Source organism: Bradyrhizobium pachyrhizi (assembly GCF_001189245.1).
Classification (GTDB): Bacteria; Pseudomonadota; Alphaproteobacteria; order Rhizobiales; family Xanthobacteraceae; genus Bradyrhizobium; species Bradyrhizobium pachyrhizi.
Window position 1 is genome coordinate 351,367 of the sequence record NZ_LFIQ01000119.1, and the last position, 24,281, is coordinate 375,647.

Consider the following 24,281-nt stretch of genomic DNA (forward strand, 5'->3'; position numbering starts at 1 on the left):
GAACCGGAGACGACCAGTGAGCACTGCCGACACGCTATTTCGAAACGCCCGATTGGGCGATGGACGCACCATCGATATCGCCGTGCGCGACGGCCGCATCACCTCGATCGCGTCGCACTCGCAATCGCCGGTCGCGGCCGGCGAAACCCTTGATCTAGCCGGACGCCTGGTGCTGCCGGGGCTGGTCGATGGTCATATCCACCTCGACAAGGGCTTCGTCGGCGACGATTGGAAGTCCCACCGCCCCTGCACCGCAGGTTTCAGCGTGCGCGAGCGCGTCAAGTTCGAAAAGGGAGCGCTTGCCGGCGCCAGGCCGATTGCGGTGCGGGCGGCGGCGCTGATCGACCTCTGCGTCGCGCACGGCACGACCCGGATGCGCAGCCACGTCGATATCGACCTTCAAGTCGGGTTGCGCAATCTCGAGCAGGTCATAGCCGCGCGCGAGGCGTACCGCGACAAGGTGTCGGTCCAGATCGTCGCCTTTCCGCAAAGCGGCATCGTGACATCGCCGGGCGTGGCCGGACTGCTCGACGAGGCGGTTCGCGCCGGCGCAGACCTGGTCGGCGGCCTCGATCCGGCGGGTTACGATGCCGACATCGACGGGCATCTCGACGTCATCTTCGGCATTGCTGACCGGCGTGGGGTCGGCATTGACATTCACCTGCATGACGGCGGCTTGCTCGGTATCTTCGAGATCGAGAACATTGCACGCCGGACGAAGGCCCTCGGGCTCGGCGGCAAGGTCACGATCAGCCATGCCTATGCTCTCGGCGAGGTGCCTCGAGACGTGGTTCAGCGCACCGCGCAGCTGCTCGCCGAGGCTGGAGTCGCCATTTTGACCAACGCGCCCGGAGCGCATGCGTTTCCGCCGGTGTTGCTGCTGCGCGATGCCGGCGTCAATGTATTCGCCGGCAATGACAACATCCGCGATTCCTGGTGGCCCTACGGCGACGGCGACCTCCTGGAGCGCGCCATGATCGTCGGCTACCGCTCCGGCTTCAGCACCGATGCCGACCTGGCGGCGGCGTTCAACATGGTGACCACCAACGCCGCGCAGGCACTCGGCCTCCCGGACTATGGGGTGGCCGAGGGCGCGGCGGCGGACTTCGTCGTGATCGACGCCCAGCACGTGCAAGAGGCCGTGGTGGCCCGGCCCAGGCCGCGCGACGTCTACAAGAATGGGCGCCTCGTCGCGCATGGCGGCACGGTCGTGACGGCGGCGCGTTGATCTGGATGTGGAGACCGAAACATCCGGAAGGTTACCCCTTGACGAGCCACCGCAATAGCGATCTCAATCCCGCGAGCCTGCACGGCAGGGCCCCGCATCCCGTTGAACATGATGGGCGGGGACATATTGTCCGCGCTGGGCTCGTACAACCTGAGAAAAGCTTGTCCCGTGACTGAAACGACAGCATCGACCAACCCGGCCCGTAGCGCCACGCGCGGCAGACGGGCACGCGATTCCGCGTTGACCAAGGAAGCGATCCTGCACGCGGCGACGTTCGAATTCTGCCGCAACGGCATTGGCGGAGCTCGGGTTGAAGCCATCGCGAAACGCGCCAAAGCCAACATGCGGTTGCTGTACGCCTATTTCGGCGACAAGAACGGCCTTTATCTCGCCGTGCTCGAACACGTCTACACCGAGATCCGCGCGGCCGAACAACAACTCAAGCTCGACGACCTCGATCCGGTCGCAGCCATGCGCGAGCTGATCAACTTCACGTTCACTTTTTTCGGGGCGCACCAAAACTATATTGCCCTGATCAACAATGAGAACCTGCAGCGCGGGCGCAACCTGCGCAAATCGCGCAAGATCGCCGACCTCACGCTGCCCTTGGTTGCGAGCATCGAAAACATCCTTCGCCGGGGCCTCGCGGTCGGGCTCTTTCGCAGCGACGTCGATCCGGTTCAGCTCTACGTCACGATCACGGCCATGAGCTATTTTCATGTCTCCAACCGCTACACGCTGTCGGCGATGTTCGACAAGGATCTGGGAGAGCCGGACTGGCTGGAGAAGCGTCGCCATCACGCGCTGGACGTGATCATGACCTGGTTGACGGCGACGGCGGCCGCAAGCGAGGGAAAACGGAAACCGTCCGCAGCCAGAACACCGGCCGGCGCCGCACGCTAGCTCGCGCGCGGCAAATTCCGAACAGCCTGCGGGTGAGCGCTAAGGGTGCTCGCTTCACCGGGCAGCGACGACGCCGTCGCTGCGGGGATCGGTGGCGCCCTCGAGCAGTCCATCCGGGTGCCAGACGATTGCGCCGGCGTGGCCCATGAATTCCTCGAACGCACCGACCACCTGGATATCGTGGCCGAGCGCCCGTAGCGCGTCGATGACGGCAGGATCGAAACGCGATTCGACCTTGAGATTGTTGTTCTCCTCGCCCCATGTGCGACCGAGCAGCCAGCGCGGCGCGGTCACTGTCGACTGAAGATCCTGACCGTGCAACGCGTAGCGAGTGAAGATCGCGGCCTGGGTTTGCGGCTGCCCTTCGCCGCCCATCGTGCCGTAGGACAACAGCCGGCCGTCGCTGAGTTCAGCCATTGCGGGCTGAATGGTGTGGAACGGCAGCCGCCCAGGTTCCAGGCGGTTGATATCGGTCTCGGCGAGACCGAAGCTTGTCCCACGGTTCTGCCAGGTGACCCCGCTTTGGGGCAGGATGACGCCCGAGCCAAACTCCCAATAGATGCTCTGAATGAAGCTGACGCTGAGGCCGTTCCGGTTGGTCGCAGCAAGCCAGACCGTATCGCCCTGGGCCGTCGGGTCAGGCCAGCGCGCTGCATGATCGACGGCAACGGTCTTTTCGAGCGCCGAAATGGACTCGTCGGTGAGGAACCCGGCCGCCGACCGCGCCATGTGGTCGGGATCGGTCACGTAACGATTGCGGATGCGGAACGACGCCTTCGTGCTCTCGACCAGCCGGTGCAGATGATCGACCCCGTCCGCCTCCTTCGCCATGCGCCGGGCATAGAGCGCAAGAATCAACAGCGAGGCCAGGCCCTGCGTCGGCGGCGGCATGTTGAACACCTTGTGCCCGGCCACATCGACCGACAGCGGTGTCACCAGTGCGGCTCGATGCTGCTCCAGATCGGATAGGCGGAGCGGGCTGCCGAGCCGTTCGAGATCAGCGGCCATCGAACGCGCCAGGTCGCCGCGATAGAAATCGGAAAGGCCGGCTTGCGCCAGCTGCCGCAACGTGGCCGCGACGCGCGGCTGCCGCAACCGTGCGCCGACTGCAAGCGGAACGCCCTGCGGCAGATAGACATCGGCAAAGCCCGGCACATCCTGCAGTTCAGCGCGCTTCTTCGAGGTGTTGTCGTGCAGGGTCTGGGTCACGGCGACGCCATCGGCGGCGTAGCCGATCGCAGGTTCGAGCAACCGCGACAGCGGCATGCGCCCCCCATGGCGATCGCGGCTGAGCTCATAGGCCTTCTGCCAGCCATCGACGGTCCCCGCGGCGGTGAGTGCCGCGAGCGGTCCGCGGCTTGGGATGGTGCTGCAGCCATGCTCGCGATACCATGCGCGGCTGGCGGCCTTCGCCGACCGTCCGCACGCCTGGATTCCGACCGGTGCGGAACCCGCCCGGCCGACCAGCCAGAAGCTGTCGCCGCCGAGGCCGTTCATGTGGGGATAGACCACCGCGATCGTGGCGGCGGACGCAATCATCGCCTCGACCGCATTGCCACCTTCGGAGAGGACGGCGAGCCCGGCCTGCGCCGCAAGATGATGCGGCGCGGTCACCATTCCGCTATAGCTTCGCTTGGTCTGCAGCATGAGCGCGTTCTCCGAAAGCAGCAGTTTGTAATAATATTCTTACTTACATTGTCAAGCGGCCGTCGCCTCGCCGTGGCGGCGCGAACGGCTGGCGGAGGTGCCGCGCGTGGTGGATCGAGGCGAAAGCGGAAAATCGGCCGCGCAAAGCTGCGCGGCAGCGGGGCGGGTCGCCGGATTCCCGGAGGTCCCGAATCTGTTCCGAAAAAGAAGCAAAAAATGTAGTCTCCTGAACCATGGCGACGATCCACGAATTCGGCCCCTACCGCCTCGACGCGGAAGCCGTGATGTTGTTTCGAGCGTCCGAACCGGTCGCGCTCGGGCGGCGCGCGGTGACGCTGCTTCGGCTGCTTGTCGAGCAGGCCGGAACGCCGGTTTCCAAGGACGCATTGATGCAGGCAGCGTGGCCGGGGCTTGCGATCGAGGAGAGCAACCTGACGGTGCAGATCGCCGCTCTGCGGCGGGTATTTGCCGACGTCGAGGGCGGCGCGACCTGGATCGAGACCCTGCCGCGCCGCGGCTACCGCTATGTCGGGCCACTGGTCGCCGCCGAATCCGGCGCCGGCCTGCCCGCCTCGCCGGCAGCGACGGTGCCGGATGGGCCGTCACTTGCGGTGCTGCCGTTCTCGAATCTCAGCGGCGATCCCGCGCAGGAATATTTTTCCGATGGAATCACGGCAGACATCATCGCCGAACTGTCGCGCTTCCGCTCGCTGTTCGTTGTCGCCCGCCACTCCAGCTTCGCTTACAAGGGCAAGACGCCTGAGATCAAGCAGGTCGGCCGCGAGCTCGGCGTCAGGTACGTGGCCGAAGGAAGCGTACGCAGGATCGGCAGCCGGATGCGGGTGATCGTCCAGCTTCTCGATGGCGCCAGCGGTTACAATCTCTGGACCGAGCGCTACGACCGCGAACTCGAGGACGTCTTTGCCCTGCAGGACGAGATCGTCCGCGCTATCGTCGCAGCCCTTCCGGGCCGGCTCGAGGACGCCGGCCGCGAGATCGCCAGACGCAAGCCGACCCCGAGCATTACCGCCTATGACCTGGTTCTGCTGGGCAACGAGCGGTGGCGTCAATTGACTGTGAAGGGCATGGCGGAAGCCAGGCAGTTTTTCCGGGACGCCGTCGCGCTCGATCCGCAATATGCCTGCGCTCACGTCAACATTGCCTGGACGATCGTCTGCGACGCGTTTCTCGAATCGCCCGGTACGGCGAAGCTCGACGACGCGCTGAGCGAGATCGAGACCGCGCTCGACATCGACGGCGGCGACGCCTGGGCCCATGGTGTCTTCGCGCAATTGCTGTTCCTGCGTCGCGAGGACGCCAAGGCCGAAATCCATTTCAGCCGGGCGCTCGCGCTCAATCCAAACGACGCCGACGTCGCCGCCGTTTTCGCGAACATTCTGGTCTACTGGGGACGGTGGCGAGAGGCCCTCACCTGGATCGGTGCGGCCAAACAACTGAACCCCTTCCCGCCCAATCTGTACCACTGGTACCACGCGCTCGCGCTCTATTCGGGGCGCCAATACGATGAAGCAGTCAAGACGCTGATGGAGGCGCGATCCCCCGACCGTTGGTCGCACAGTCTGCTTGCCGCCTGTTATGCGCAGATGGAGCGGCACAACGAAGCGCGATCCGAAGCCGAAGCGTTCGTCACGGAACGTTGTCGTGAAATGAGCGCGAACGGCGCAACGCCGCCAGCGAACACCCTCGATCTCGTTCGAGCGCGGGCCGAAAGGTACAGAATTTCAGCCGAACGCGAGCACTTCCTCGACGGCTTGCGCAAGGCCGGCCTATCCGGCTGAGCCGTAACGAGGGTCGCAACAGGCTGTTCGAAATTGACCGACAACGGTGCTCCGCCTCGACTTGCTTCGACCTCAAATTTCTGAGCCGCCGCTGCTGTCCGGATTGTGCAATGGTGGAGGATCGACGCTTGGCGTGGCGGAATTCGTAGCCCGTGGTAGCCGGGGAGCGCCGCCGCCATTCCCCAACACTCAGAAAAACGCTTCCAATGCGCGCTGTGCCGAAGCAGCTCTTTATAGAGGTCGAGGACGAAGGGGAGCGTGCCCGCGGAAAACCGCAGCCTCTGATCTTTGAATCTTTTGGATCTGGCCTGGGATCAGCTCGATCTGAGGAGATCGAGCATGCGAAAACTCCATGAAGGCATCTGCGGTTTCGAACATTTGATCCACGAGCCCGCGATGCTCTGGTTCAATGATGGAGTAAATGTCGGGTTTGTCGCACCTCCACCATCCTGACCATAGTTCCGCTTTCTTCTCATTGGGATCAAAAATAAGGATGAGCGCCCCTCCGTCCTCATAGATGAACTCGGCGGGCACGCAGCCGTGTTTGATCAGCGTTTGCAGAACGTGGCAAAACTCATACCCGAATACGTACACATCGGGCTTTAGCTTAACGACTATGGGTTGGCCTGCGTTATCGTACCCGAAGGAATCGGTGCTGCTTGGCGGTTTAATCACTTTGATGCTTCCCGCGCTTGCGCCATGAAGCGAATCGCTGAGCTGCCTGCTTGGGATCACTGATCCTGGTGGGTCAGCCGATACGTCAGGCGCTCACCTCGATACCCTTGAGAGCATTAGCCGACCGTGCCCGACGCTCTGAGATACGTCGCTCTATGCCGCGCCGGCGATCGGGCATCGGAACCCGCGAATCCCGCACGTTGCTCCTTCGCCGGACAAGAATTCGCCGATCAGCTACCCTGCGTTCCGTACCCACGTTTCGGTCGTCTCTCCGCACCACGCTTGTCGATCCGGCGATCGCTCTCTCCGGACGGGCGGCGTAAGCCCTGCGCGCCACCACGTCGCGGAGCGCCAGCCAGATGAACTCGCTGTTGGTGGAAAGATATCGCCGCCATAATTTGCGCGGCTCCATCATCAGGCGCCAGAACCACTCGAGACCGAGCGATTGGAATAGCCGAGGAGCGCGCCTGATAAAGCCGGCCAAGACGTCGAAGCTGCCGCCTACCCCCAGGATGACGGGAACTTGCAGCCGATCCCGATAGCGTTCGCTCCACACCTCTTTGAACGGGGACGGCAAGCCGATAAAAAGAATGTGGGCGCCGCTGGCTCGTATCTCATCGACGATAATTTCGTGCTCGTCCGGACCGAAGTAGCCGTTCCGAAAACCAGCGATCTTCAGCTGTGGAAAGCGCGCCTCGCAGACGCGCACGAGCTTTTCGACGACTTCCTGGTGCGCCCCTAGAAAATAGACACAAAGTCCGTTGGACGCGGCACCCCTTAAAAGTCCTTCCATCAGATCGATGCCGGCCACGCGTTCCGGCATGTGTTGACCTGACGCTCGTATTGCCCAAACCACCGGCATACCGTCCGCCACCGTCATATCTGCCGCGGAACATGCGTGCGCCAACTCCACGTCTCGCCGCATCATGCAGAGATGCGACGCGTTGATCGTCATCACGACGTGAGAATTGTTCGAGCGGAGACAGATATCGACACAGCGCTGCGCCGCCTGACCGAGCGTAACCGCATCAAATTCGACGCCCAATAGGCTCGCGTGTTGCTTCATCTGCTCAACTCCCCTGCGGCGATTGCCGGCTGGCTTGCCACCGAGCCACTTGCTCGGCGTCCAGGCGAGCCGTCGCAGCTCGTTTACCCAGTCTCAGGCACGCGTGCTGATACGTACGAAGAAAACGTCTGAACTCGGGGTCATTATAGCGCGGCAACCCCTTTGCCCAGCTGCTGAAGTAACCCCAGAGCATCGCGACGCTTCCGATGAACATTGGGTGCGCGCGAAGGCGGGAAGCCGCCACCGCCAGATAGTAAAAAGGCGAAGTGCCCATGAAATACTGACCGAAGCCAGCACGAATTCTGCCCGCCCAGATGCTCTTCTGGCTGGCCCCTTGCGGACGAAGGTGGACGAATCGAATTGGCTCTGAATCGACGCTCTCCGCGATCCAGCCCAGCATTCTGGCGCGGTGGCAATCGATGCCATCCCACATGACCTGTCGCACGAAACCCCCGATCTGCTCGAAGCACTCAACCCGATAGAATTTCGTCATCCCAACCGACATTTCGTCACCGCAGATCTCGGGCACGAGATCGCCGGTTTGGGGATGAACGAACCAGGGTTTGCCCGAGGTCGTCCCGACGCGCGGATTGCCTTCCATCCGCTGCATCAGCAGTTCGAAGTAGCGAGGCGGCAGGATGAGATCCATATCTAGCTTGCACAAATAGTCGAAGTCGCCGAGCGGCACTTGATCAAGACCATCGTAGAACGCCTCAATCACGCCGGGCCCTACCCGCCGGTGGCCGCGGTCCTGACGGCGCACGACGCGCAGATAAGGCAATCGCGCCGCATACTCTTCCAGGATCCGTGGCGTCTCGTCGGTAGATCCGTCGTCAACGACGATCCACAGCGCAGGCGGCACCGACTGTGCAGCCACGCTATCCAGCGTGTGGCGGAGATAGGGCCCCTCATCGCGGCAGGGCGAAATCAGCACATACCTGCGCGGCGCTACGCCGTGCGGGGACACTGAAGCGCTGTCAAGCTCGTCCACAGGTCTACTCCCGGTAATATCCTTCGGACCTGACGCCATTTCTTGCCTCGATGGTTCTAAGCTCGACGGGATCGATCTGGTTGAGCACAATGGTCGACACGCGCTCACGGATGAGCTGCGTTACCGACAAGGCTTCAAGCACGCTTGTGCGCTTGGTCTGACCGCATTCCACAACGAAGACGAACTCGTCGATGAAGCGTTCGATCAGCCTTGCATCGACGACCGACATGATCGGCGCCACCTCCACTACAATGTAGTCATAAGACTTCCGTGCGACCGCAAGCAGGTTTTCCATCTCCTGCGACCCCAGGAGTTCAGCAGCGTTGGGAATCCGAAGGGTGCAAGCATTCGGCAGGACATCCAGCCCCGAATGCGGCCGCTTGCAAACAAACTCGCCAAGACGGGACGGATCTTCCAGCGCTTCGAAAAGCCCGACCTTCGCATCCGGGGAAAGTGCAGTCGTGAGATTCCGGAGATGAAGGTCGGCATCGATCAGCAGCGTGCGCGATCCAGAGGACGACAATATGAGCGCGGCAAGATTGGCGGCAACGACAGTCTTTCCCTCTTTCGAAACCGCCGACACGACGCCGATGACCTTTCCCCCGGTCGAGGCCGACGAATGGTCGAGCATCGCCTTCACATTGCGAAGACCTTCCGCGAAGCGCGAGAAGGGGGCAGCAAGGACATGCTCCTCGATTGGCAATTGACCAGCATAGACGAAGGGCAGTCCGATGCACCGCGTCTCGGTTACCTGTTCGACGGCCTTGGGCGTACGGAACACATCCGCCATCCATTCGCGTCCGAAGGCAGAGCCTATGCCGAGAAACAGACCGAGAACAATGCTGCCTGCCGCCACGATGAGGGTTTTCTTGGAACTCTTGGTCAGCGGCGGAACTGCTCTCGTGATGATCTGCGCACTTTGGGCCGGAAGCGTCTCCGCCTGCGCCGCCTCGATCTCCTTATGCTTTTGCAGGAATCCGCTATAGAGATTGCGCAGCGCCTCGGCGGCGCTCTCGAGTTCGCGCAGCTGGCTTCCGGTTTCCGCGGAAAGCTTTGCGGCGGTGTCTTCGAGTTCGGTCTGTCGCGCCTTGGCGACTTCGTATTCGCTGGCGTAGGAATCGGTAATGCGCCCCTCGTCGGACCGAATGGCGGCGTCAACGCTGTTGAGCTGCGCACGAAGCTTGACGACAGCCACGTGCTTGCGACCGACGCGAGCTTCCATCTCCGCAAGCCGAGACGTAAGGTCGCGCTTTTGCGTGCGGAGACGTGCAAGTTCGCTGTTGTTGAGCGCGAAGTTGATGACTGCCGCTCGCTTGTCGTTGAATAGTGCGTCCGTCGACACGGCCGACGGAATCCCGTTTGCCTCTGTCCGCTTGATCCGGTCGAGGCGTTCCTTTGCCTCGACTGCCGCGAACTTGGCATTCATCAGCTGGGTATTCAGACTTGCCAAGAGCTCGGTATCCTGAGCGCCAGTGCTGCTGAGATTGTTAGCCGTCTTGAAGTCCTGCAGCGCCTTGTCCGCATCGGCCACCTGCTTCTTCAGCTCGATCAGCCGCTCCTGCAGCCACTTGCTCACCTTCTGCGTTGACCTCAATTTTGCGTCCTGAAGGGATGCGAGATAGCTATCCACGATGCCGTTGGCGATCTTCGCGGCCTTCTCCGCACTCTGCGACTCGACCGTCACATTGATGACGTTGGCGACATCCTCTCGCGCAATTGTCACGCGCTTCAACAGGGCTTCGAGAGCAGCTCGTTCAGCGGCCGCATTGGCTTCCGCCGTGCTGGAGTTCCCGTCTGCGGCGCTGCCAAGCGCAGATCGCCCGGCAAACTCGCTATCACTGGCCAGACCCAGCGAGCGAATAACCGGAAGCAGGACCCTGTCTGATGACAGTACGTAGAGCTGGCTGCCGACCTCCACTTCGTCCATCGTCGGCTGATCCACGATCTTGTTGGTCTGCAGATAACGATTGAGACTTCGATCGATGAGGATGCGTGCACTGCTCTTGTAGGGCGCCTTCATGACAACAACGGAAGCCACGGCGACCGCCAGCCCAATCAACAGTCCGATAACGGGCAACCGCCATTCGCGGCGTAGAACGTCAACGACGTCCCACAGGCCGAAAGTCGGCCGGGCCACCGCTGGCACAGCGTAATCCTCAGCGAGCTGCTGGCCGTATTCCTGAATAACCAATTGATTGGTTCTGGTGTCCATGGCTTCGTTTGATCAGTGCGCCGGTTGGGAGAGTGGTGGTGTCGGCCGCGACTGCATCTCGGCAGTCGGAAAGCCATTGACGCTCGTGATGTGATCAGTTGGACGTTGCGGCCGACGGACGTTCAGAAGATCACGCACGATGAGTTTGCTGGCTCGCCCGTCACCGAATGGATTGGCACCGAGAGACATGGCTTCGTGCTCCGTTGGCACATCAAGCAGGCGTTCGACGCCTGCGACGATACGAACCGGGTCGGTGGTGACCAGGCGAGCGACGCCGGCGTCAACGGCCTCCATCCGCTCGCTGGTATCTCGCATGACGAGTACCGGCTTACGAAGCGCCGGTGCTTCCTCCTGAATCCCACCGGAATCGGTGAGGATGAGATACGAGCGCGTCATGAGGTAGACGAACTCGGGATAGTTGAGGGGCTCGATCAGGAAGATATTCGACGCATCGCGCAGATGGTCGAATACCGGCCCGCGCACATTCGGATTCAGATGAACGGGATACACGATTTGAATATCGTCCCGCCGACTGATCGTCTTCAATGCCTCGCAGATCTGCCGGAACCCGGATCCAAAGCTCTCGCGCCGATGTCCGGTCACGAGGACGAGCCGCTTCGAGGTATCGAGCCATGAGTATTTCGCTTCAAGCGACCGGCGAAGCTCGCCCGGTTGAGAGATATTTGAAGCCATACGAAGCAGCCCGTCGATCACGGTATTGCCGGTGACAATGACGGCGTCTGGCGGATACCCTTCCTTCAGCAGGGCAGAACGCGCACGCAACGTCGGCGCATAATGCCTCGTCGTTACGACGGCAGTGACCCGCCGATTGGCCTCCTCCGGCCATGGACTCATGAGATTGCCGGTTCGCAATCCCGCTTCGACATGCCCGACACTGACCGACCGGAAGAACGCGGCAAGTGCAGCCGCCGTACTGGTTGCGGTGTCGCCCTGTACAAGAACGTAGTCCGGATTGTAGTCGGCGATGATCGGATCGATTCCAGTCATGACCGCGCTGAACACCTCGCTCAACGACTGGTTGGGTCGCATGATGTTCAGGTCGTAGTCAGCCTTCAACGAGAAGGCCGACATCACGTCGTCGAGCATCTGACGATGCTGGCCCGTTACGCAGACGCGCGTGTCAATTCCTTCTGCTTCGCCCAGCGCCAGCACAAGCGGTGCCATTTTGATCGCCTCTGGACGAGTACCAAATACGCTAAGAATACGCATGAAGCTCGACGCCGCCTGTGTTCAAAAATTTTGTCGTGTTGAATATTCTTGCCGTGTCGAAATGATGCGGCACGCTACCGGATTTTCCCGACGCGTTCATCGCCAACGTTGGCTCGGCGCATGTTAAATGAAATTTATAGCTAATTCTCGGAGTTGCCGCGGAGCGCGTTGCGCATCATCGATGCCGGCTGTTGTCAGGCGGTTCCAGATTTAACCTTTTCGGGTTAACGCGCATTGTCCGCTGACGTTCTTCCCTACTGCCGGCGAGTTCCAGATTTAACTTCTCCAGGTTAACGCGCATTCGCTGTACCGTTCGCAATCGTCGTCGGTGCATCCCGTGCTTGCATTCGCAACAGCTCGGCGAGAGTGCAATCGCGCGTGCAATGAATTCCGATGACAGACTCGCATTATCCAATTTCGGGAAAACTTGGACAAAACAAGATTAAATAGCGTATGTGGACTTGCGTAGATTGGCACCGTTCGTGGCGACGATCACTGCGCAACTCGCTCCTGGTCGGGGGATTCCGGAAGTCGTGTGGCCGGCACTTTCCGGCATTTGATAGATCGGAGGCAGCGCCTCGTGGAAGGCAAGGTTTTACTCCTCTCGCAGCGTCGGATTTCCGATCTTGTCGCATTTTGTCTCAGCTATGAGTTCGAGGACAATTTGGCGGCGATGACGCGCGCCGATCGGTTCGATGTTCAAGATCGCGCTGCATTGGAGTTCTCGCGGCGGGTCTACAAGTGGACGCGCCTTGCATCAGGATCGACCAAACTGGCAGGTGTGCTGGCACCCTCCCCGCCGCAGCTGCGGCTGCAACGCGATTACGAACTGTTCTTTCCGATCTTCAGCAATGCGTATCAACTCCACGCGCTCGCGGCGATTCCCGACTGGCGCAAGCGGTGTCGCAAGGCGGCGTGCTTCATCACTGAAGTCTGGGCAGACGAAATCCCGGAGTATCTGATCGAGCTCCTGTCCGGATTTGATCATATATTTGTCGGCCTGCATCACTGCGCATCGCAGATCGCGCGAATAGCAGGTCGACCGTGCAGCTATCTGCCGTTGGCGGTCGACGTTGAGCGGTTCGCGCCGAAACCCGAGCAGCAGCGATCGATCGCCGTGTGCAACATCGGGCGTCGTTCGGCGACGACCCACGCCGCGTTGCTGGCCGGCGCCGAGAGAGAGCGGTTCTTCTACTACTACGACACTGTGGCGGCGAGCGGTTCGAACCGAAAGGAAAGGACGTTCCGGGTCGACAATCCGGAAGAACACCGCATCATGATTGCGAATATCTTGCAGCGCAGCCGCTATTTCATTGCCAATCGCAGCCACGTCAACAACCCGGAGTTCACGGCTGGCCGAGACGAGATTTCCGCTCGCTATTATGAAGGTGCTGCAGCCGGGGCAGTGATGGTCGGAGAAGCGCCGCGCACCGAAGAGTTTGCACGGCAGTTCGACTGGCCCGATGCTGTCATTCACGTGCCCTTCGAGTCGCCGGACATTTGCCAGGTCCTCGAAGCGCTGGACGCAGACCCGGCGCGACTGCGAGCGGTTCAGAACGCAAACGTCCGGGAAGCCGCGCTGCGGCACGATTGGCTCTACCGTATACAGACGGTATTCGACATCCTCGGTATTGCTCACACCGACCAGATGAGCGCACGAGCCAACCGTCTGCGCCAGATCGCCGGATCCTTTGAGCTGCCGGCAGCCGCCTGAAATCGTCACCTCGAGTGATACGGAGCAATGCGACATTTCCGCCGGTTTATGGTTAACGCCCTGTTAAGCGGCGGCTGCTACATCCCAGCAGGTAGGCGATCCTTTTCATATGATCGCCAAGGTGTCGCGAACGTCCGCAACGGCGGACAAACGTCAAGCTGCGTATCCAGGCATGAAACGCTCCAGTCAGCTCCCCTCGGCTCAGGCGGCCATCCTCAATGCGCCGCCTTTGCCACGTCAGGCAGACAGGCTTGCTGCACCTCTGCGACGGCGTGGCGCCTGGACACAATTCGTCGAAGCCCGCCTGCGCGAGCCCGTAAATCCGGAACGAAATCCCGCCGAGCCGCCGCCAGACAGTCCGACCGACAAGCAACCGACGATCCTCGGCGACGATCCGAGCTCGCCAAGCGGTGGGCCGACGAATGAAGCCCACCAGCTCGCCGACTTGGAACACCTGCAGCCGATTGCGCTCCCGCAGGATGAGGTCAGTCGGCGGCTGAATGAGGCCGCGGAGAACATCGGCCGTCGGACAAATGTGGCTCCGCCTGATGCCGGACCAGACGACGAGTCCGCCCCCCCTGCGGCCGATCCAAACGATGTTTCAGCGGAGGAATCCGACAACCCCACGCAGCCAGCGCCATCGGACTCGCATGCCGGCTCAGCGGTAGCCACGTACACGCCTGAGGCAGATGAAGGAGAGGGATTCCGTCCGGCCGCGGACCCAGGTCCGAACTCGGTGCCGCCGGCGTCAATCCGTCCAGCAGTGCAACCGCCCGTGCACACAAGCACTGCCGAGGCGAGCGTCGCGGTGCAGGAACAGCAGATCATACTGATCGACAAGCTCATCGCGGAAGAACTTCAGAGCTCGCCGCGGGACCGACGTTCGGTCAGCAGCGAATGGAAAGTGCGCAACTTTGTATGGTTCCTCGCTCCAACAACGGTTCTGCTGGCGATTGGGACCGGAATGCTCATGCGGGGCAATGTTGCATCCCTGTTCAGCACAGCATCCCAGGTTGTCAGCCATTCGAACGCGACGCCCGTTCAGCCGCCACCGCAAGGCAGACGCAAGCTGAAACCTGCAATTGCCACCTTCGTACATCGTGCTCCGATCGAAGCAGCCGCAACGGCACCACCCGCACGTTCACTGCCGACGACATACGGGATTTTTGCGTCAAGCAACGGGCGGATGATCCGGCTCGAGCCGATGAACATCCGCCTTCCCGACAGCCGGATCGCCGTGTCGGTATTGACCACGAAGCCAGGCACCGTTGTGGTGCCGCACGGCCCGCTTTCGTTTGTCGTGTATCAGCGCGAGCTTATGACAAGCGCACCCGACAACGCACAATTGCGCATTCTCGCCCAGGTCGCACGAACACCGTCGTCACCGGCAGTCGCTATGGCCAACGATGCCTGGGCAATCCGGTCCGTTTCCGTCGACCTGACCGTAGCGCCGGTCCCTGAAAGCCGCGAGATGGTCGAGCTGCAGCCAGTGAACCCCGATCTCGTCCTCTCACCCGGCCGTTACGTGCTGGTTTTCAAAAACCAGGCCTACGACTTTGTCGTAGCCGGCAAGGTTACCGATAAGGCCCATTGCCTCGAGAGGGCGGAAACGCCGGACGGCGACAGGTTCACCGAGTGCCGCAGGCTCCCGTAATATAGGGCGGCCGGTCCTAGGGCGGCGTCGACGCGACCGCGGCCGGCGGCAACTTCGTCGCTTTCGCAGTGGCGGCACCGACGCTGAGCTGGCCGGTCCTACGCCAAAGCAGCAGCCCTGCTCCGCCGCCGATCGTACAGATCGCAAGCAACATAATTTCCCCGCGCCCCAATCCAGGAGAGATCAGCGCGTAGGGCAGCATGCCCAGACCCATCCAGAAGAGCTTTTGCCACTGGTAGGAGTCGTACCTCTTGCCAAGGTTGCGCCGCTTGAACCATAGATCTTTCGCTTCGCGCGAAAACGGAAGAACACGTCGGCACACGGCCGGCACGAGGCGAAGCGCGAGCAGCAGAGCAAGGAACATCGCCAACACGACCACGATACGATCGTCGCCGCCGGACAGCAGTCGGAACACCGGCAAAATGCAAAGGCCGAGGCCGATCCTTAGCAATGCCCCGGCGGACCAGGTGTCCAAGTTAATCAGGAAGCGCTCAAAGGACGTCATAGGCGTAATCCAAGATTAGGAGTTGACTTGCAGTCGTACGATGCCGAAATCGCGTAGCAAGGACCACGCGAGTTGCAGTGGCCGCGTGATCCTGAAGACACCAACCACGACGGTCAGGTAGGCCGTCACGCAGATCACGCTCGCGACCGGGATTCGCAGCAACCGCGGCAATTCCAGCAGAAATGCCTCCTGTATCGAGAAAGCAACCGCGACGGCGACCAGCGCAGCAATGGTCTGCGGCGCAGTCGCGCGCAGGACGTCCCCGATGCTGATCCCGACCGGCCTGCCGGCGTAGACGAGCGCAGGAACGAACAGCACGAACATGGTGACCGTGTAGGCGATCGTCACCCCGACCACGCCGAACGGCAGTCCGGCTGCAAGCGCAACCAATTGGCAGATCGCACTGAAGATGCCCCATCGCATCCATCGATCGGGACGTCCGACCGCAACATGAACCCAACCGAGAGTTCGCTCGATGCAGTCGGCAATGCCTCGAATTGCAAGGATACAGAGCAAGGGGCCCGCGGGAGACCATTTCTCTCCGAGAAGCACGATCACGATGTCATGAGCGCTCACGGCCAGAGCGGCGAAGGCAGGCCCCGAAAAGTAGCAAAGCAGTGACAGCGCGCCTTCCCAGGAGCGCTTCAGTTCGGCTGCACTGTGCTGGAGCTTGCTCAGTCCCGACACCGCGATGTTATGCAGCGGCTCACTGAGAATCGACAGCAGGTTGTTGTAGATCGTGAAGGCGTTCTGAAAATAGCCAAGCGGCCCTGCACCGAGGAAATACCCCATCGCGATTCTGTCCGCCGAACGAGCGAAGTAATCCGTCATGGTGAAGCCGGTCACTCCCAGCCCGAACCGCAGCAGTTCCTTGACCATTGGCGTGAGCCTGGGCCTGCCCGGTATCCATCGACAGGCGGTCCAGGCTCCCACGACGGTCAAAGCCGACGTTATGATCGGCTTGGCGATCAGCGCCCAGTAGCCCCAGCCCGAAAGCGCCAGTCCGACGCTTGCAGCGCTTCCAATGATGTTCGCCGATATGTCGATCATCGCGATGCGGCGAAACTGCATTGCCCGACGCATCAGCGCATAGTGCTGCGTCGACAAAGCCATCATCAGGAAGGTCACCGACAATGCCAACGCCATGCCCGCGAGCGATGGCTCGCCGAAGGCACGCGCTATCCACCGACCGGACGCAGCCAGCACGACAGCCAGCACGACGCCGATCAGCACATTCAGCCAGAACAACGTGCTGACCTCGGCTCGTGAGATGCTGCTCCGCTGGGCGGAGGCCTCGCTCATCCCGAGATCGACGAAAAGGGGCGCGAAGCCGATCAGGGCCAGCATCATGGCCACCAACCCGAAATCATGCGGTCCGAGCAGCCGCGCCAGTACGATCGTCGAGGCCAACTGAACGAAGATATTCAGTCCGCGCGCAGCAATGAACGCCACGCCGCTGTGCAGCGACCTGCGGCCAAGGCCTGAGTATGGCTTGTTGTCCGCAAAATACTGATCGGTACGTTCGTTCCGCTGCACGCGTCGTTCCCGTTCAATTCGCTGGATTCTGGCTTTGAGGTACCCGCTCAAGCCAGATTTCCCGCCAATAGGGATAGATGGCGCGCGGGCAGAAGCGGCGGCAGATCGCATAGCGCGCCTCACACACGACATCCTTCAGGATGATCGCGTCCGTCTTGAAACGGACCATCTTGCACGAACCTTCGTCGATGATCTGCTTTTGACGCCTCTCGACCTCGTACTCGCGTTCGGTGAACGGTACCATCTCCGGATCGAAATACAGGCCGCGGTTGCGGTAGTTGCAGTCCAGTGTTTCGAGGATGTCCTTGTACGGCTTGACGCGCACGACGTCGCCCGCCTGCAGATCAAGCCGGGACTGCGGGACCTTGCTCCCTTCCGGCACGCCGAAGGGCCTGATCGGATAAGGTACGCCACCTCTGAAGCGTTGGAATGTGTCGTAGATCCAGCGCATCGCGGTGCCGATGCCCAGCCCTGCTTCGGTGACCGTACGCCAGACCGAGAACGTCAATCCGGCGACGAGGTCCTGCAGCCGAACGTTACCGGAAGCGTAGTCCTCGACATACTGTCGCGGATCCCACCACTTCAGGGGCTGCGTGGCGAATTTCACCTGCGTGTTCTGGCAAACGTAGGTCGGCTCGGTTTCGCCCACCTTCGGCGGATGCTTGATCGTGCTCCACAGCGTTTCCTCGCTGCAGCCGCCAGACCCGAACGGCTTGCCCGCGCCATTCGGCGACGGCCCTTTCTCGCCCGCCGGCTTCAACCAGGCGTCCTTCCAGAATATCAGACAGGCCGCCTCGCAGCCGTCATGAGCCGCGCCGTTGCAGCGGATGTTCTCGAGATGGACCGTGTTCAGCATCTTGCGGCCGCCGATACCGAGCGCGGGATCGCAGGTCTTGTGAGCTCGCTTGCCGACGCGGAGCGTCTTGCCGCAATACTTCAGCATCTCGGGCATGAAGGGCATTTCCTCCAGGCGGCCGTTAGCATCCAGCGTCGCGAGAATCTCCTCCTTGCTTCTGACCTCCACCAGGTCACCAGCGCGAAAGATACTTGAAAATAGCGTGCTCATATCGTGCGCCTTGAGATATACCCTGCAATCAGAAATTCGCCGGCTGCGCGACGTCCGCGCAACCATCGTCAGATCAGTGTCAATTTTCGCCCGAAAAATGCCTCGGCGAAGCGTTCCGCAGCCCTGCACTCCATGCCCCGAATCCGTGCGAGGCCGCGAAAGGTGTCTGCATCGAACCACTGCTTGGATCGCTGCGTCCCGAAATGCTTGAGCAGGAGTTCAATCTTACGATCGAGCGCCGCCGCCGATACCGGCATGTAAACGTTGGGTTGACCGAAGTCGCCATCCCACTTCGGAATCTCATATTCCAGGATCTGATGATCGCGAAACGTGTTCCAGGTCAGGCGGCAGACCTGGCGATGGTCCTGATGGGCATCATCCCTGCGATGCGTCAGAATGACGTCAGGCTCGACCCGCCGCTTCAGCGATTCAAACCATTCCTTGATGGCTTCTCCCCTCTCCGGGAAAAATCCATCGGGAAACGACAGCACCTCGACATTCGCGGATGCAGCCCCGGACAAGAAGTCAGCCGCCGACGCTCTGGCCTCAGCCTCCCGTATGGCGCCACCGCTTAGAACGCACCAATGCACATCCAGCTTGATACCGCGCTCGATCAGCTCCAGCAGCGTCGCTCCCGCGCCGATTTCGATATCATCCGAATGGGCGCCAAAGCACAGGATCGACAGATGGTCTCCGGGCCTGGCAAGCTGCAATGCTCTCATTCCGGTTAAGCCGCGCTGGCTACCGACGAGTGATTCAGCCGCCACGGCGTGTCGCCGCGCTCCACCATGTCCTCCAACACTTGTCTATCGCGCAAGGTATCCATGGCGCGCCAAAAGCCGTCATAGCGATAGGCCATGAGGTGACCGCCCTCGATCAAACGGTTGAACGGTTCCTGGACGAGCTCTTCTCCCTCCTTGATGTAATCGAAGATTTCGTTACGGAAGATGAAGTAGCCGCCGTTGATCCAGATCTCGGACTCCTGACTGGAGCGAATCCGCTGCACCGACCCGTGAGCATCAAACTCGGCAAGGTGGAAGCTGATCGGTGGATGGATCGCCACGAAGCAACCGATCTTTCCGCTTTCCTTGAACTTCTGGATCATGTCAGGTAGCGGCGCGTCGGTCAGCCCGTCGCTGTAGTTCGCAAGGAACATCTCTTCGTCCTTGACGAGATGGCGGACGGCCAGCAAGCGCTGCCCGATGTTGCGCCATGTCCCCGTATCCACCAGCGAAACCCGCCAGTCCGGTTGATGTTCGCCGATCAGCTCGACCTTTTTGCCGTACTCCGAAATCACGCAGTCGCTGTTCGCAGTCGCGCGATAATTCAGGAAGTAATCCTTGATCACGTTCGCCTTGTAGCCAAGGCACAAGATGAAATCATTGTGATTGTACTGGCTGTAGTACTGCATCACATGCCAGAGGATCGGCTGATGGCCGATCGGGACCATCGGCTTCGGTATACTTTCCGAATACTCGCGGATCCGCGTACCGAGACCGCCGCAAAAAAGGACAACCTTCATGGCGCAACCTCACGCGGATCAATGATTTCGACGTTAGGAATCGGAACGATGAACTTGCAGCCCCAGTCCGCGACATGCCGCATTTGCGCAACGATTTCCCTCTTCAAATTCCAGGGAAGGATGAACAGGTAGTCGGGACGCGCCTCGTCGATGGCTTCGACCGGCAGGATCGGAATGTGCATGCCCGGCGTATAGCGGCCGTGCTTGTAGGGGTTGCGGTCCACGGTGAAGTCGAGGAAGTCGGTTCCGATGCCGCAGTAGTTGAGCAGCGTGTTACCCTTGCCGGGAGCGCCGTAGCCGCAGATCCGCGCCCCCTTGTTCTTGCTCTCAATCAAGAACGACAGCAGTTCGCGCTTGGTGCGATGAACCCGCGATGTAAACTGCTCGTACTGCCCTATGTCTTCCAGGCCGATCCGACGCTCATGGGTCAGCAGTGCGGTCACCGCGGCGGAGACGGCGTGAGTCGCATCGGCGCGGCAGAGGTAGACGCGAAGTGAGCCGCCGTGCGTTGGGATCTGCTCGACGTCGAAAACTTTCAGATCATGCCGCCGCGCGAGACGATCGATCGTTACCAACGAGAAATACGAGAAATGCTCGTGGTAGATGGTATCGAACTGATTTTCGTCGATGAGCCGCTCAAGATGCGGGAATTCGAGCGTAATCACTCCTTGCGGCGCGAGCAGGCACGCCATTCCGGCGGTGAAATCGTTTAGATCCGGAACCTGTGCCAGCACGTTATTGCCGATAATCAGATCGGCCCGCTTGCCATCCGACACCAGCTTCCGCGCGAGTTCCAGGCCGAAGAACTCGACCATTGTCGGGACGTTTTTCTGCCTTGCAACTTCGGCCACGTTGGCCGCCGGCTCGATTCCCGTGACCGGCACCCCGAGCGGCAGGAAGTGCTGCAACAGGTAGCCGTCGTTGCTCGCGATCTCGTAGACGCGGCTCTCGGCACCAAGGTTCAGCCTGGCCTTGATCATCTCACAGTAGCGCCGCGCATGTTCCACCCACGACGTCGAGTAAGACGAGAAGTAAGCATACTCGGTGAAGATATGCTCCGGTTTGACGTATTCCTGGAGTTGCACCAGGAAGCAGGACCCGCAAACCACGGTGTGCAGCGGGTAGTACGGCTCCATGGCGTCGGTCTGGTCGGCTGTGAGGAAACTTTCGCAGAGAGGCGACATTCCCAGGTCGACAAATGTCGATTTCAACGTCGCGCCGCACAGACGGCAGTTACCGTGAGAGGATTTCGACCGAATCGATTCGAATCTCGAGTGAGCGTTCATTGGGCCGTACCATGAATATAGGATTGCCGAATATGAGATTGCCGGCGCTTAAATCGGGCTCGTTAGATTGAATTTTATCGTATGAAAGCGAACAATATGAAGCGATATCGAACAACAAGGTAAACCACGCAGTTGCTGAAAATTTTAGTAAAATTGTATAGAATTGGTCGTCGACAATTGGCCTCTCGGTCGGGAGTGGATGCGTCCCATGCGCTTTGAAGCAACAGGACTTGACGGAGCGTGGCTCGTCAAACTCGAGCCTGCACACGATGAGCGCGGCTTTTTCGCGCGCACATTCTGCGAAGACGAGTTTCGCGCATACGGGCTCGTGACCAGATTTCCCCAGCACAGCATCTCGAGCTCCTCGCGCAAGGCGACATTGCGCGGAATGCACTTTCAGAATGAGCCGCACGGCGAGGTTAAGCTCGTGCGCTGCTTGAACGGATCGATTTGGGACGTCATCATCGATCTGCGTGCGAACTCGCCGACCTTTCGTCAATGGCGCGGCTTCGAGCTTTCAGCGGAGAACGGTTCGCAGCTCTACATCCCCAAGGGGTTCGCGCACGGCTTTCAAACCTTGAGCGACAACGTTCAGGTCAATTATCTGATTTCGGAGTTCTACGAGCCTTCGGCTGCTAACGGCGTCCGATACGACGACCCGATGTTCGGCATCAGCTGGCCTCTGGCCATAAGCACGATCTCCGATAAGGACCTGAACTGGCCGCGCCGGGGTGCGTGAGCGCTTACTGCACAGGCGCGAGGAGTCCGTGGCGCTCGAGCACTTTTGCTGTCTTCAGAATGACCGGGAACGGCAGGTCGGCACGCCTGGCGATATCAAGCAGAGAATGATGCCCATCGGACAGATTTAGGATCCACAGCATCGCCATGTTGGCTGCAGCGGCGTCCTTGTCACCGCCGATCGCACCATAGAGTCCGCGTCTGCCCAGTTGCGGTTCGCCTTTCGGTGACGTGTTATAGTAGCTGCGGTTGCCTTCGAGCAGGTCGATGACTTCGGAAATGATGCGGAAAGATTCCCCGAGGTGCTCCGGCCGAATGAAGCTCAGGTCGTCGGCCGAGGTGTGATACTGCGGGATGGCGCCGAAGCGGCTGCGCTGAAACAATCCCACCGGCAGGTTGAACCCCGGCGAGCAGTATTGCCGCTCATCATAACCGTAGGGCGAAAACTCCAATATCGTCGGCGCCAGTTTGGAATGCTGCAGCGTGTGTATCATTGCACGGTCGATTTCGGCATCGCCCTGCCTGCTCTTCTTGTATGTCGGACCGGCGCCGTCTCCGACCATTGATACCACGAGGCCATGCTTGATACGAGACACACGATGCTCGTTGCGGGCGAGCCAGGTGATCGCGCCAATCGTTCCCGGCGCAAAGAGAAACCGATAGCTGTATCGCGTTCGCATCTGAGAGATGCGGCTTGCGATCTCCGCGAGCAGGGCCAGGCCCGAACAGTTGTCATTGGCAAGCGAGGGATGGCAAACATGCGCCGACAGAAGCACCTCGTCGTCTGACTCTCCCTGGTGAAGATACTCACCATAGGTCAAATGCCCGTCGGCGAGGGTCGAGTCGATCACGACCTCGTAGCTATCCTCCCGCAGTTGCTCCAGCTGTCGGTGGGCCATGCAGAAAGCCCAGTTTTCCTGGTAGTAAGACGTTCGGTATGGGACCAGGTCCGGCTGATCGGGCAATGTGAAGACGTGGGACTTAAGGTCGTCCAGCGACATGGTGCGGCACACCGGCACGCTGTAGCTCATGACGTGCAGGTTGGATTCGTTGAAATCCACGACTTTCCGGCCGCGCGGGTCCTTGATGTACGCGTCCCGGATGTTCCACTCACGCGGCACGACCCAGTCGAGAACGGGTGTACCGGTCGGCACCTCGTGGACATCAAGGGAGATGTGCGCACCGATCTCCCGAAGGGTCTGCCGCACACCGTCACCGGTAATACTGCGGCAGATCGGGTAGATCCTTTCCGCAAGCGCAAACATCCTCGCGCCTGCACTTGTGACGTCGTCTGCCGCCGACACGCCGTCCTCCTGGTGTGTCAAATCGATCGGCGCGTGTATTAGTTCGCGACGAGTGCCGATTGCCCGACGCCCTGCCTCGACTTTACATGGCGGAGATCCGCATCGAGCACGCCGTCCGCCAGCAGCTTGTTGACGTGGCTGATGCGCTGATACCGGGGACCTTCGAACTCTTCGAGCGTGATGCCCGAGGCCCGGTAGGCCTTATAAAGCTGCTCCGCGCCCATCTTCGCATCCCATCGCGGCTTGAACTCCGGCAGCCGGGTTCGGATCTTTTCGAAGCTCACCCGATAGGACCGCGTGTCGGGGCCAGCGCCATCGGCGAATTCGATCTGACAGCCAGGGACAACATCGGCGACGATCTTCGCGAGATCGCGGATCTGGTAGTTGTGCGCCGTCTGGCCGACGTTGAAGGCTTCATTGAACACCGCCGCCTCGGGAGCTTCCATCGCCGCGACAAAGGCGCGGGAGATGTCCTCAATGTGAACGATGGGCCGCCAGGGCGTGCCGTCCGACTTCAAGAGGATCTTTCGCGTTGTCACCGCCCAGGCGACGAGATTGTTCAGCACGACATCGAATCGGAGCCGGGGAGATACGCCGTAAGCCGTTGCCGGTCGCAGGTAGACCGGACAAAATCCGTCACCGGCGAGGCCGGCAATATCGCGCTCCGACTGCACCTTGGATTCGCCATAGGCAGTCACCGGGTTGAGCGCTCCGGTTTCGTCGATCATCCCGTCGCCCGCCTTGCCGTAGTTGCTGCAGGAGGATGCAAACACGAACCGTCGCACACCGGCTTGCTTGGCCAGTTGCGCGAGGCGCACGCTGGCTACGTGATTGATCTGGTCGGTAAGGCCAGGTCTCAGATTGCCGAGCGGATCGTTCGACAGCGCGGCAAGATGCAGGATCGCGTCAAAAGCCTTCAGGTCCGCAAGTTCGACGTCTCGCGTGTCCTTGCAAATGGCCGGCACATCCACGATCGACCCGCCCTCTGCAAATGTGCAGCGAGAGTACAGATCGCTGTCGAGGCCAACGACTTCATGCCCGGCACGCCATAGCATCGGGGTGAGCACTGTACCGATGTAGCCGAGATGTCCGCTCACGAGAACGCGCATCTTAACGCCTCCAAATTTATTCTGTTTCTATCCCCCCTGCTTATTTCAAAATCGCTCACTGATGCACGTGTTTGTAAAACCTTAGTTAATGGCACG

At 60.7% G+C, this 24,281-nt stretch carries 20 protein-coding genes; 6 read left to right on the forward strand and 14 right to left on the reverse strand.

Annotation, left to right across the window (positions count from 1 at the left end; translation table 11 throughout):
* The first annotated feature begins 16 nt into the window (after nucleotides 1–16).
* Complete coding sequence (locus AKL29_RS36590; RefSeq protein WP_050387490.1) at nucleotides 17–1,228, forward strand: amidohydrolase family protein; 1,212 nt, start codon at nucleotides 17–19, stop codon at nucleotides 1,226–1,228.
* Nucleotides 1,229–1,354: 126 nt separating this feature from the next.
* Nucleotides 1,355–2,131 (forward strand): TetR/AcrR family transcriptional regulator, encoded by a 777-nt coding sequence (locus AKL29_RS36595; protein WP_244482619.1) that lies wholly within the window; start codon nucleotides 1,355–1,357, stop codon nucleotides 2,129–2,131.
* A gap of 54 nt (nucleotides 2,132–2,185) precedes the next feature.
* Here AKL29_RS36595 and AKL29_RS36600 read toward each other — a convergent pair whose 3' ends face one another.
* Complete coding sequence (locus AKL29_RS36600) at nucleotides 2,186–3,778, reverse strand: gamma-glutamyltransferase family protein (RefSeq protein WP_050387492.1); 1,593 nt, start codon at nucleotides 3,776–3,778, stop codon at nucleotides 2,186–2,188.
* 233 nt (nucleotides 3,779–4,011) lie between these two features.
* Here AKL29_RS36600 and AKL29_RS36605 point away from each other — a divergent pair, with 233 nt between their 5' ends.
* Nucleotides 4,012–5,577 (forward strand): winged helix-turn-helix domain-containing tetratricopeptide repeat protein, encoded by a 1,566-nt coding sequence (locus AKL29_RS36605; protein ID WP_050387493.1) that lies wholly within the window; start codon nucleotides 4,012–4,014, stop codon nucleotides 5,575–5,577.
* A 231-nt stretch (nucleotides 5,578–5,808) separates the two neighbouring features.
* Here the strand turns inward: AKL29_RS36605 and AKL29_RS36610 are convergent, their stop codons facing one another.
* From AKL29_RS36610 to wecB, 5 genes are all read right to left on the reverse strand, one after another.
* Nucleotides 5,809–6,252, reverse strand: a complete 444-nt coding sequence (locus AKL29_RS36610; RefSeq protein WP_152977914.1) for a hypothetical protein — start codon at nucleotides 6,250–6,252, stop codon at nucleotides 5,809–5,811.
* Between the two features lie 85 nt (nucleotides 6,253–6,337).
* Complete coding sequence (locus AKL29_RS36615) at nucleotides 6,338–7,318, reverse strand: WecB/TagA/CpsF family glycosyltransferase (RefSeq protein WP_050387495.1); 981 nt, start codon at nucleotides 7,316–7,318, stop codon at nucleotides 6,338–6,340.
* A gap of 4 nt (nucleotides 7,319–7,322) precedes the next feature.
* Nucleotides 7,323–8,309 (reverse strand): glycosyltransferase family 2 protein, encoded by a 987-nt coding sequence (locus tag AKL29_RS36620; RefSeq protein ID WP_244482620.1) that lies wholly within the window; start codon nucleotides 8,307–8,309, stop codon nucleotides 7,323–7,325.
* A gap of 4 nt (nucleotides 8,310–8,313) precedes the next feature.
* Nucleotides 8,314–10,521, reverse strand: coding sequence for a GumC family protein (locus AKL29_RS36625; protein WP_050387496.1), 2,208 nt, complete (start codon nucleotides 10,519–10,521; stop codon nucleotides 8,314–8,316).
* A 12-nt stretch (nucleotides 10,522–10,533) separates the two neighbouring features.
* Nucleotides 10,534–11,751, reverse strand: coding sequence for a non-hydrolyzing UDP-N-acetylglucosamine 2-epimerase (wecB, locus tag AKL29_RS36630; protein ID WP_082190795.1), 1,218 nt, complete (start codon nucleotides 11,749–11,751; stop codon nucleotides 10,534–10,536).
* Between the two features lie 580 nt (nucleotides 11,752–12,331).
* Here wecB and AKL29_RS36635 point away from each other — a divergent pair.
* Nucleotides 12,332–13,465 (forward strand): glycosyltransferase family protein, encoded by a 1,134-nt coding sequence (locus tag AKL29_RS36635; RefSeq protein ID WP_050387498.1) that lies wholly within the window; start codon nucleotides 12,332–12,334, stop codon nucleotides 13,463–13,465.
* 109 nt (nucleotides 13,466–13,574) lie between these two features.
* Complete coding sequence (locus tag AKL29_RS42485; protein ID WP_152977915.1) at nucleotides 13,575–15,119, forward strand: hypothetical protein; 1,545 nt, start codon at nucleotides 13,575–13,577, stop codon at nucleotides 15,117–15,119.
* Between the two features lie 16 nt (nucleotides 15,120–15,135).
* Here AKL29_RS42485 and AKL29_RS36645 read toward each other — a convergent pair whose 3' ends face one another.
* The 6 genes from AKL29_RS36645 to AKL29_RS36670 are packed head-to-tail and all read right to left on the reverse strand — an operon-like array spanning nucleotide 15,136 to nucleotide 21,034.
* Nucleotides 15,136–15,624 carry a hypothetical protein gene (locus AKL29_RS36645; RefSeq protein ID WP_028333393.1) on the reverse strand — a complete coding sequence of 163 codons (489 nt, stop codon included), beginning with the start codon at nucleotides 15,622–15,624 and terminating at the stop codon, nucleotides 15,136–15,138.
* Between the two features lie 15 nt (nucleotides 15,625–15,639).
* The gene (locus AKL29_RS36650; RefSeq protein ID WP_157340716.1) at nucleotides 15,640–17,211 is read right to left on the reverse strand and encodes a lipopolysaccharide biosynthesis protein; all 1,572 of its coding nucleotides are present in this window, start codon (nucleotides 17,209–17,211) and stop codon (nucleotides 15,640–15,642) included.
* Nucleotides 17,174–18,355 carry a hypothetical protein gene (locus AKL29_RS36655; RefSeq protein ID WP_160321819.1) on the reverse strand — a complete coding sequence of 394 codons (1,182 nt, stop codon included), beginning with the start codon at nucleotides 18,353–18,355 and terminating at the stop codon, nucleotides 17,174–17,176. Before AKL29_RS36655 ends, AKL29_RS36650 begins: the two co-directional genes overlap by 38 nt.
* Complete coding sequence (locus tag AKL29_RS36660) at nucleotides 18,295–18,948, reverse strand: PIG-L deacetylase family protein (protein WP_028333396.1); 654 nt, start codon at nucleotides 18,946–18,948, stop codon at nucleotides 18,295–18,297. Before AKL29_RS36660 ends, AKL29_RS36655 begins: the two co-directional genes overlap by 61 nt.
* A 5-nt stretch (nucleotides 18,949–18,953) precedes the next feature.
* Complete coding sequence (locus AKL29_RS36665; RefSeq protein WP_050387501.1) at nucleotides 18,954–19,748, reverse strand: glucose-1-phosphate cytidylyltransferase; 795 nt, start codon at nucleotides 19,746–19,748, stop codon at nucleotides 18,954–18,956.
* Nucleotides 19,745–21,034, reverse strand: coding sequence for a class I SAM-dependent methyltransferase (locus AKL29_RS36670; protein WP_050387502.1), 1,290 nt, complete (start codon nucleotides 21,032–21,034; stop codon nucleotides 19,745–19,747). Before AKL29_RS36670 ends, AKL29_RS36665 begins: the two co-directional genes overlap by 4 nt.
* 208 nt (nucleotides 21,035–21,242) lie before the next feature.
* On the opposite strand from AKL29_RS36670, the gene rfbC reads away from it, so the two are divergent.
* On the forward strand, nucleotides 21,243–21,773 hold the full coding sequence (gene rfbC / locus AKL29_RS36675) for a dTDP-4-dehydrorhamnose 3,5-epimerase (RefSeq protein ID WP_028333399.1): 531 nt from the start codon (nucleotides 21,243–21,245) through the stop codon (nucleotides 21,771–21,773).
* A gap of 4 nt (nucleotides 21,774–21,777) precedes the next feature.
* Here rfbC and AKL29_RS36680 read toward each other — a convergent pair whose 3' ends face one another.
* Both AKL29_RS36680 and AKL29_RS36685 read right to left on the reverse strand, forming a co-directional pair.
* Entirely contained in the window at nucleotides 21,778–23,037 is a 1,260-nt protein-coding gene (locus AKL29_RS36680) for a DUF4910 domain-containing protein (RefSeq protein WP_410712182.1), read from the reverse strand.
* Between the two features lie 77 nt (nucleotides 23,038–23,114).
* On the reverse strand, nucleotides 23,115–24,185 hold the full coding sequence (locus AKL29_RS36685) for an NAD-dependent epimerase/dehydratase family protein (RefSeq protein WP_050387504.1): 1,071 nt from the start codon (nucleotides 24,183–24,185) through the stop codon (nucleotides 23,115–23,117).
* Nucleotides 24,186–24,281: the final 96 nt, after the last annotated feature.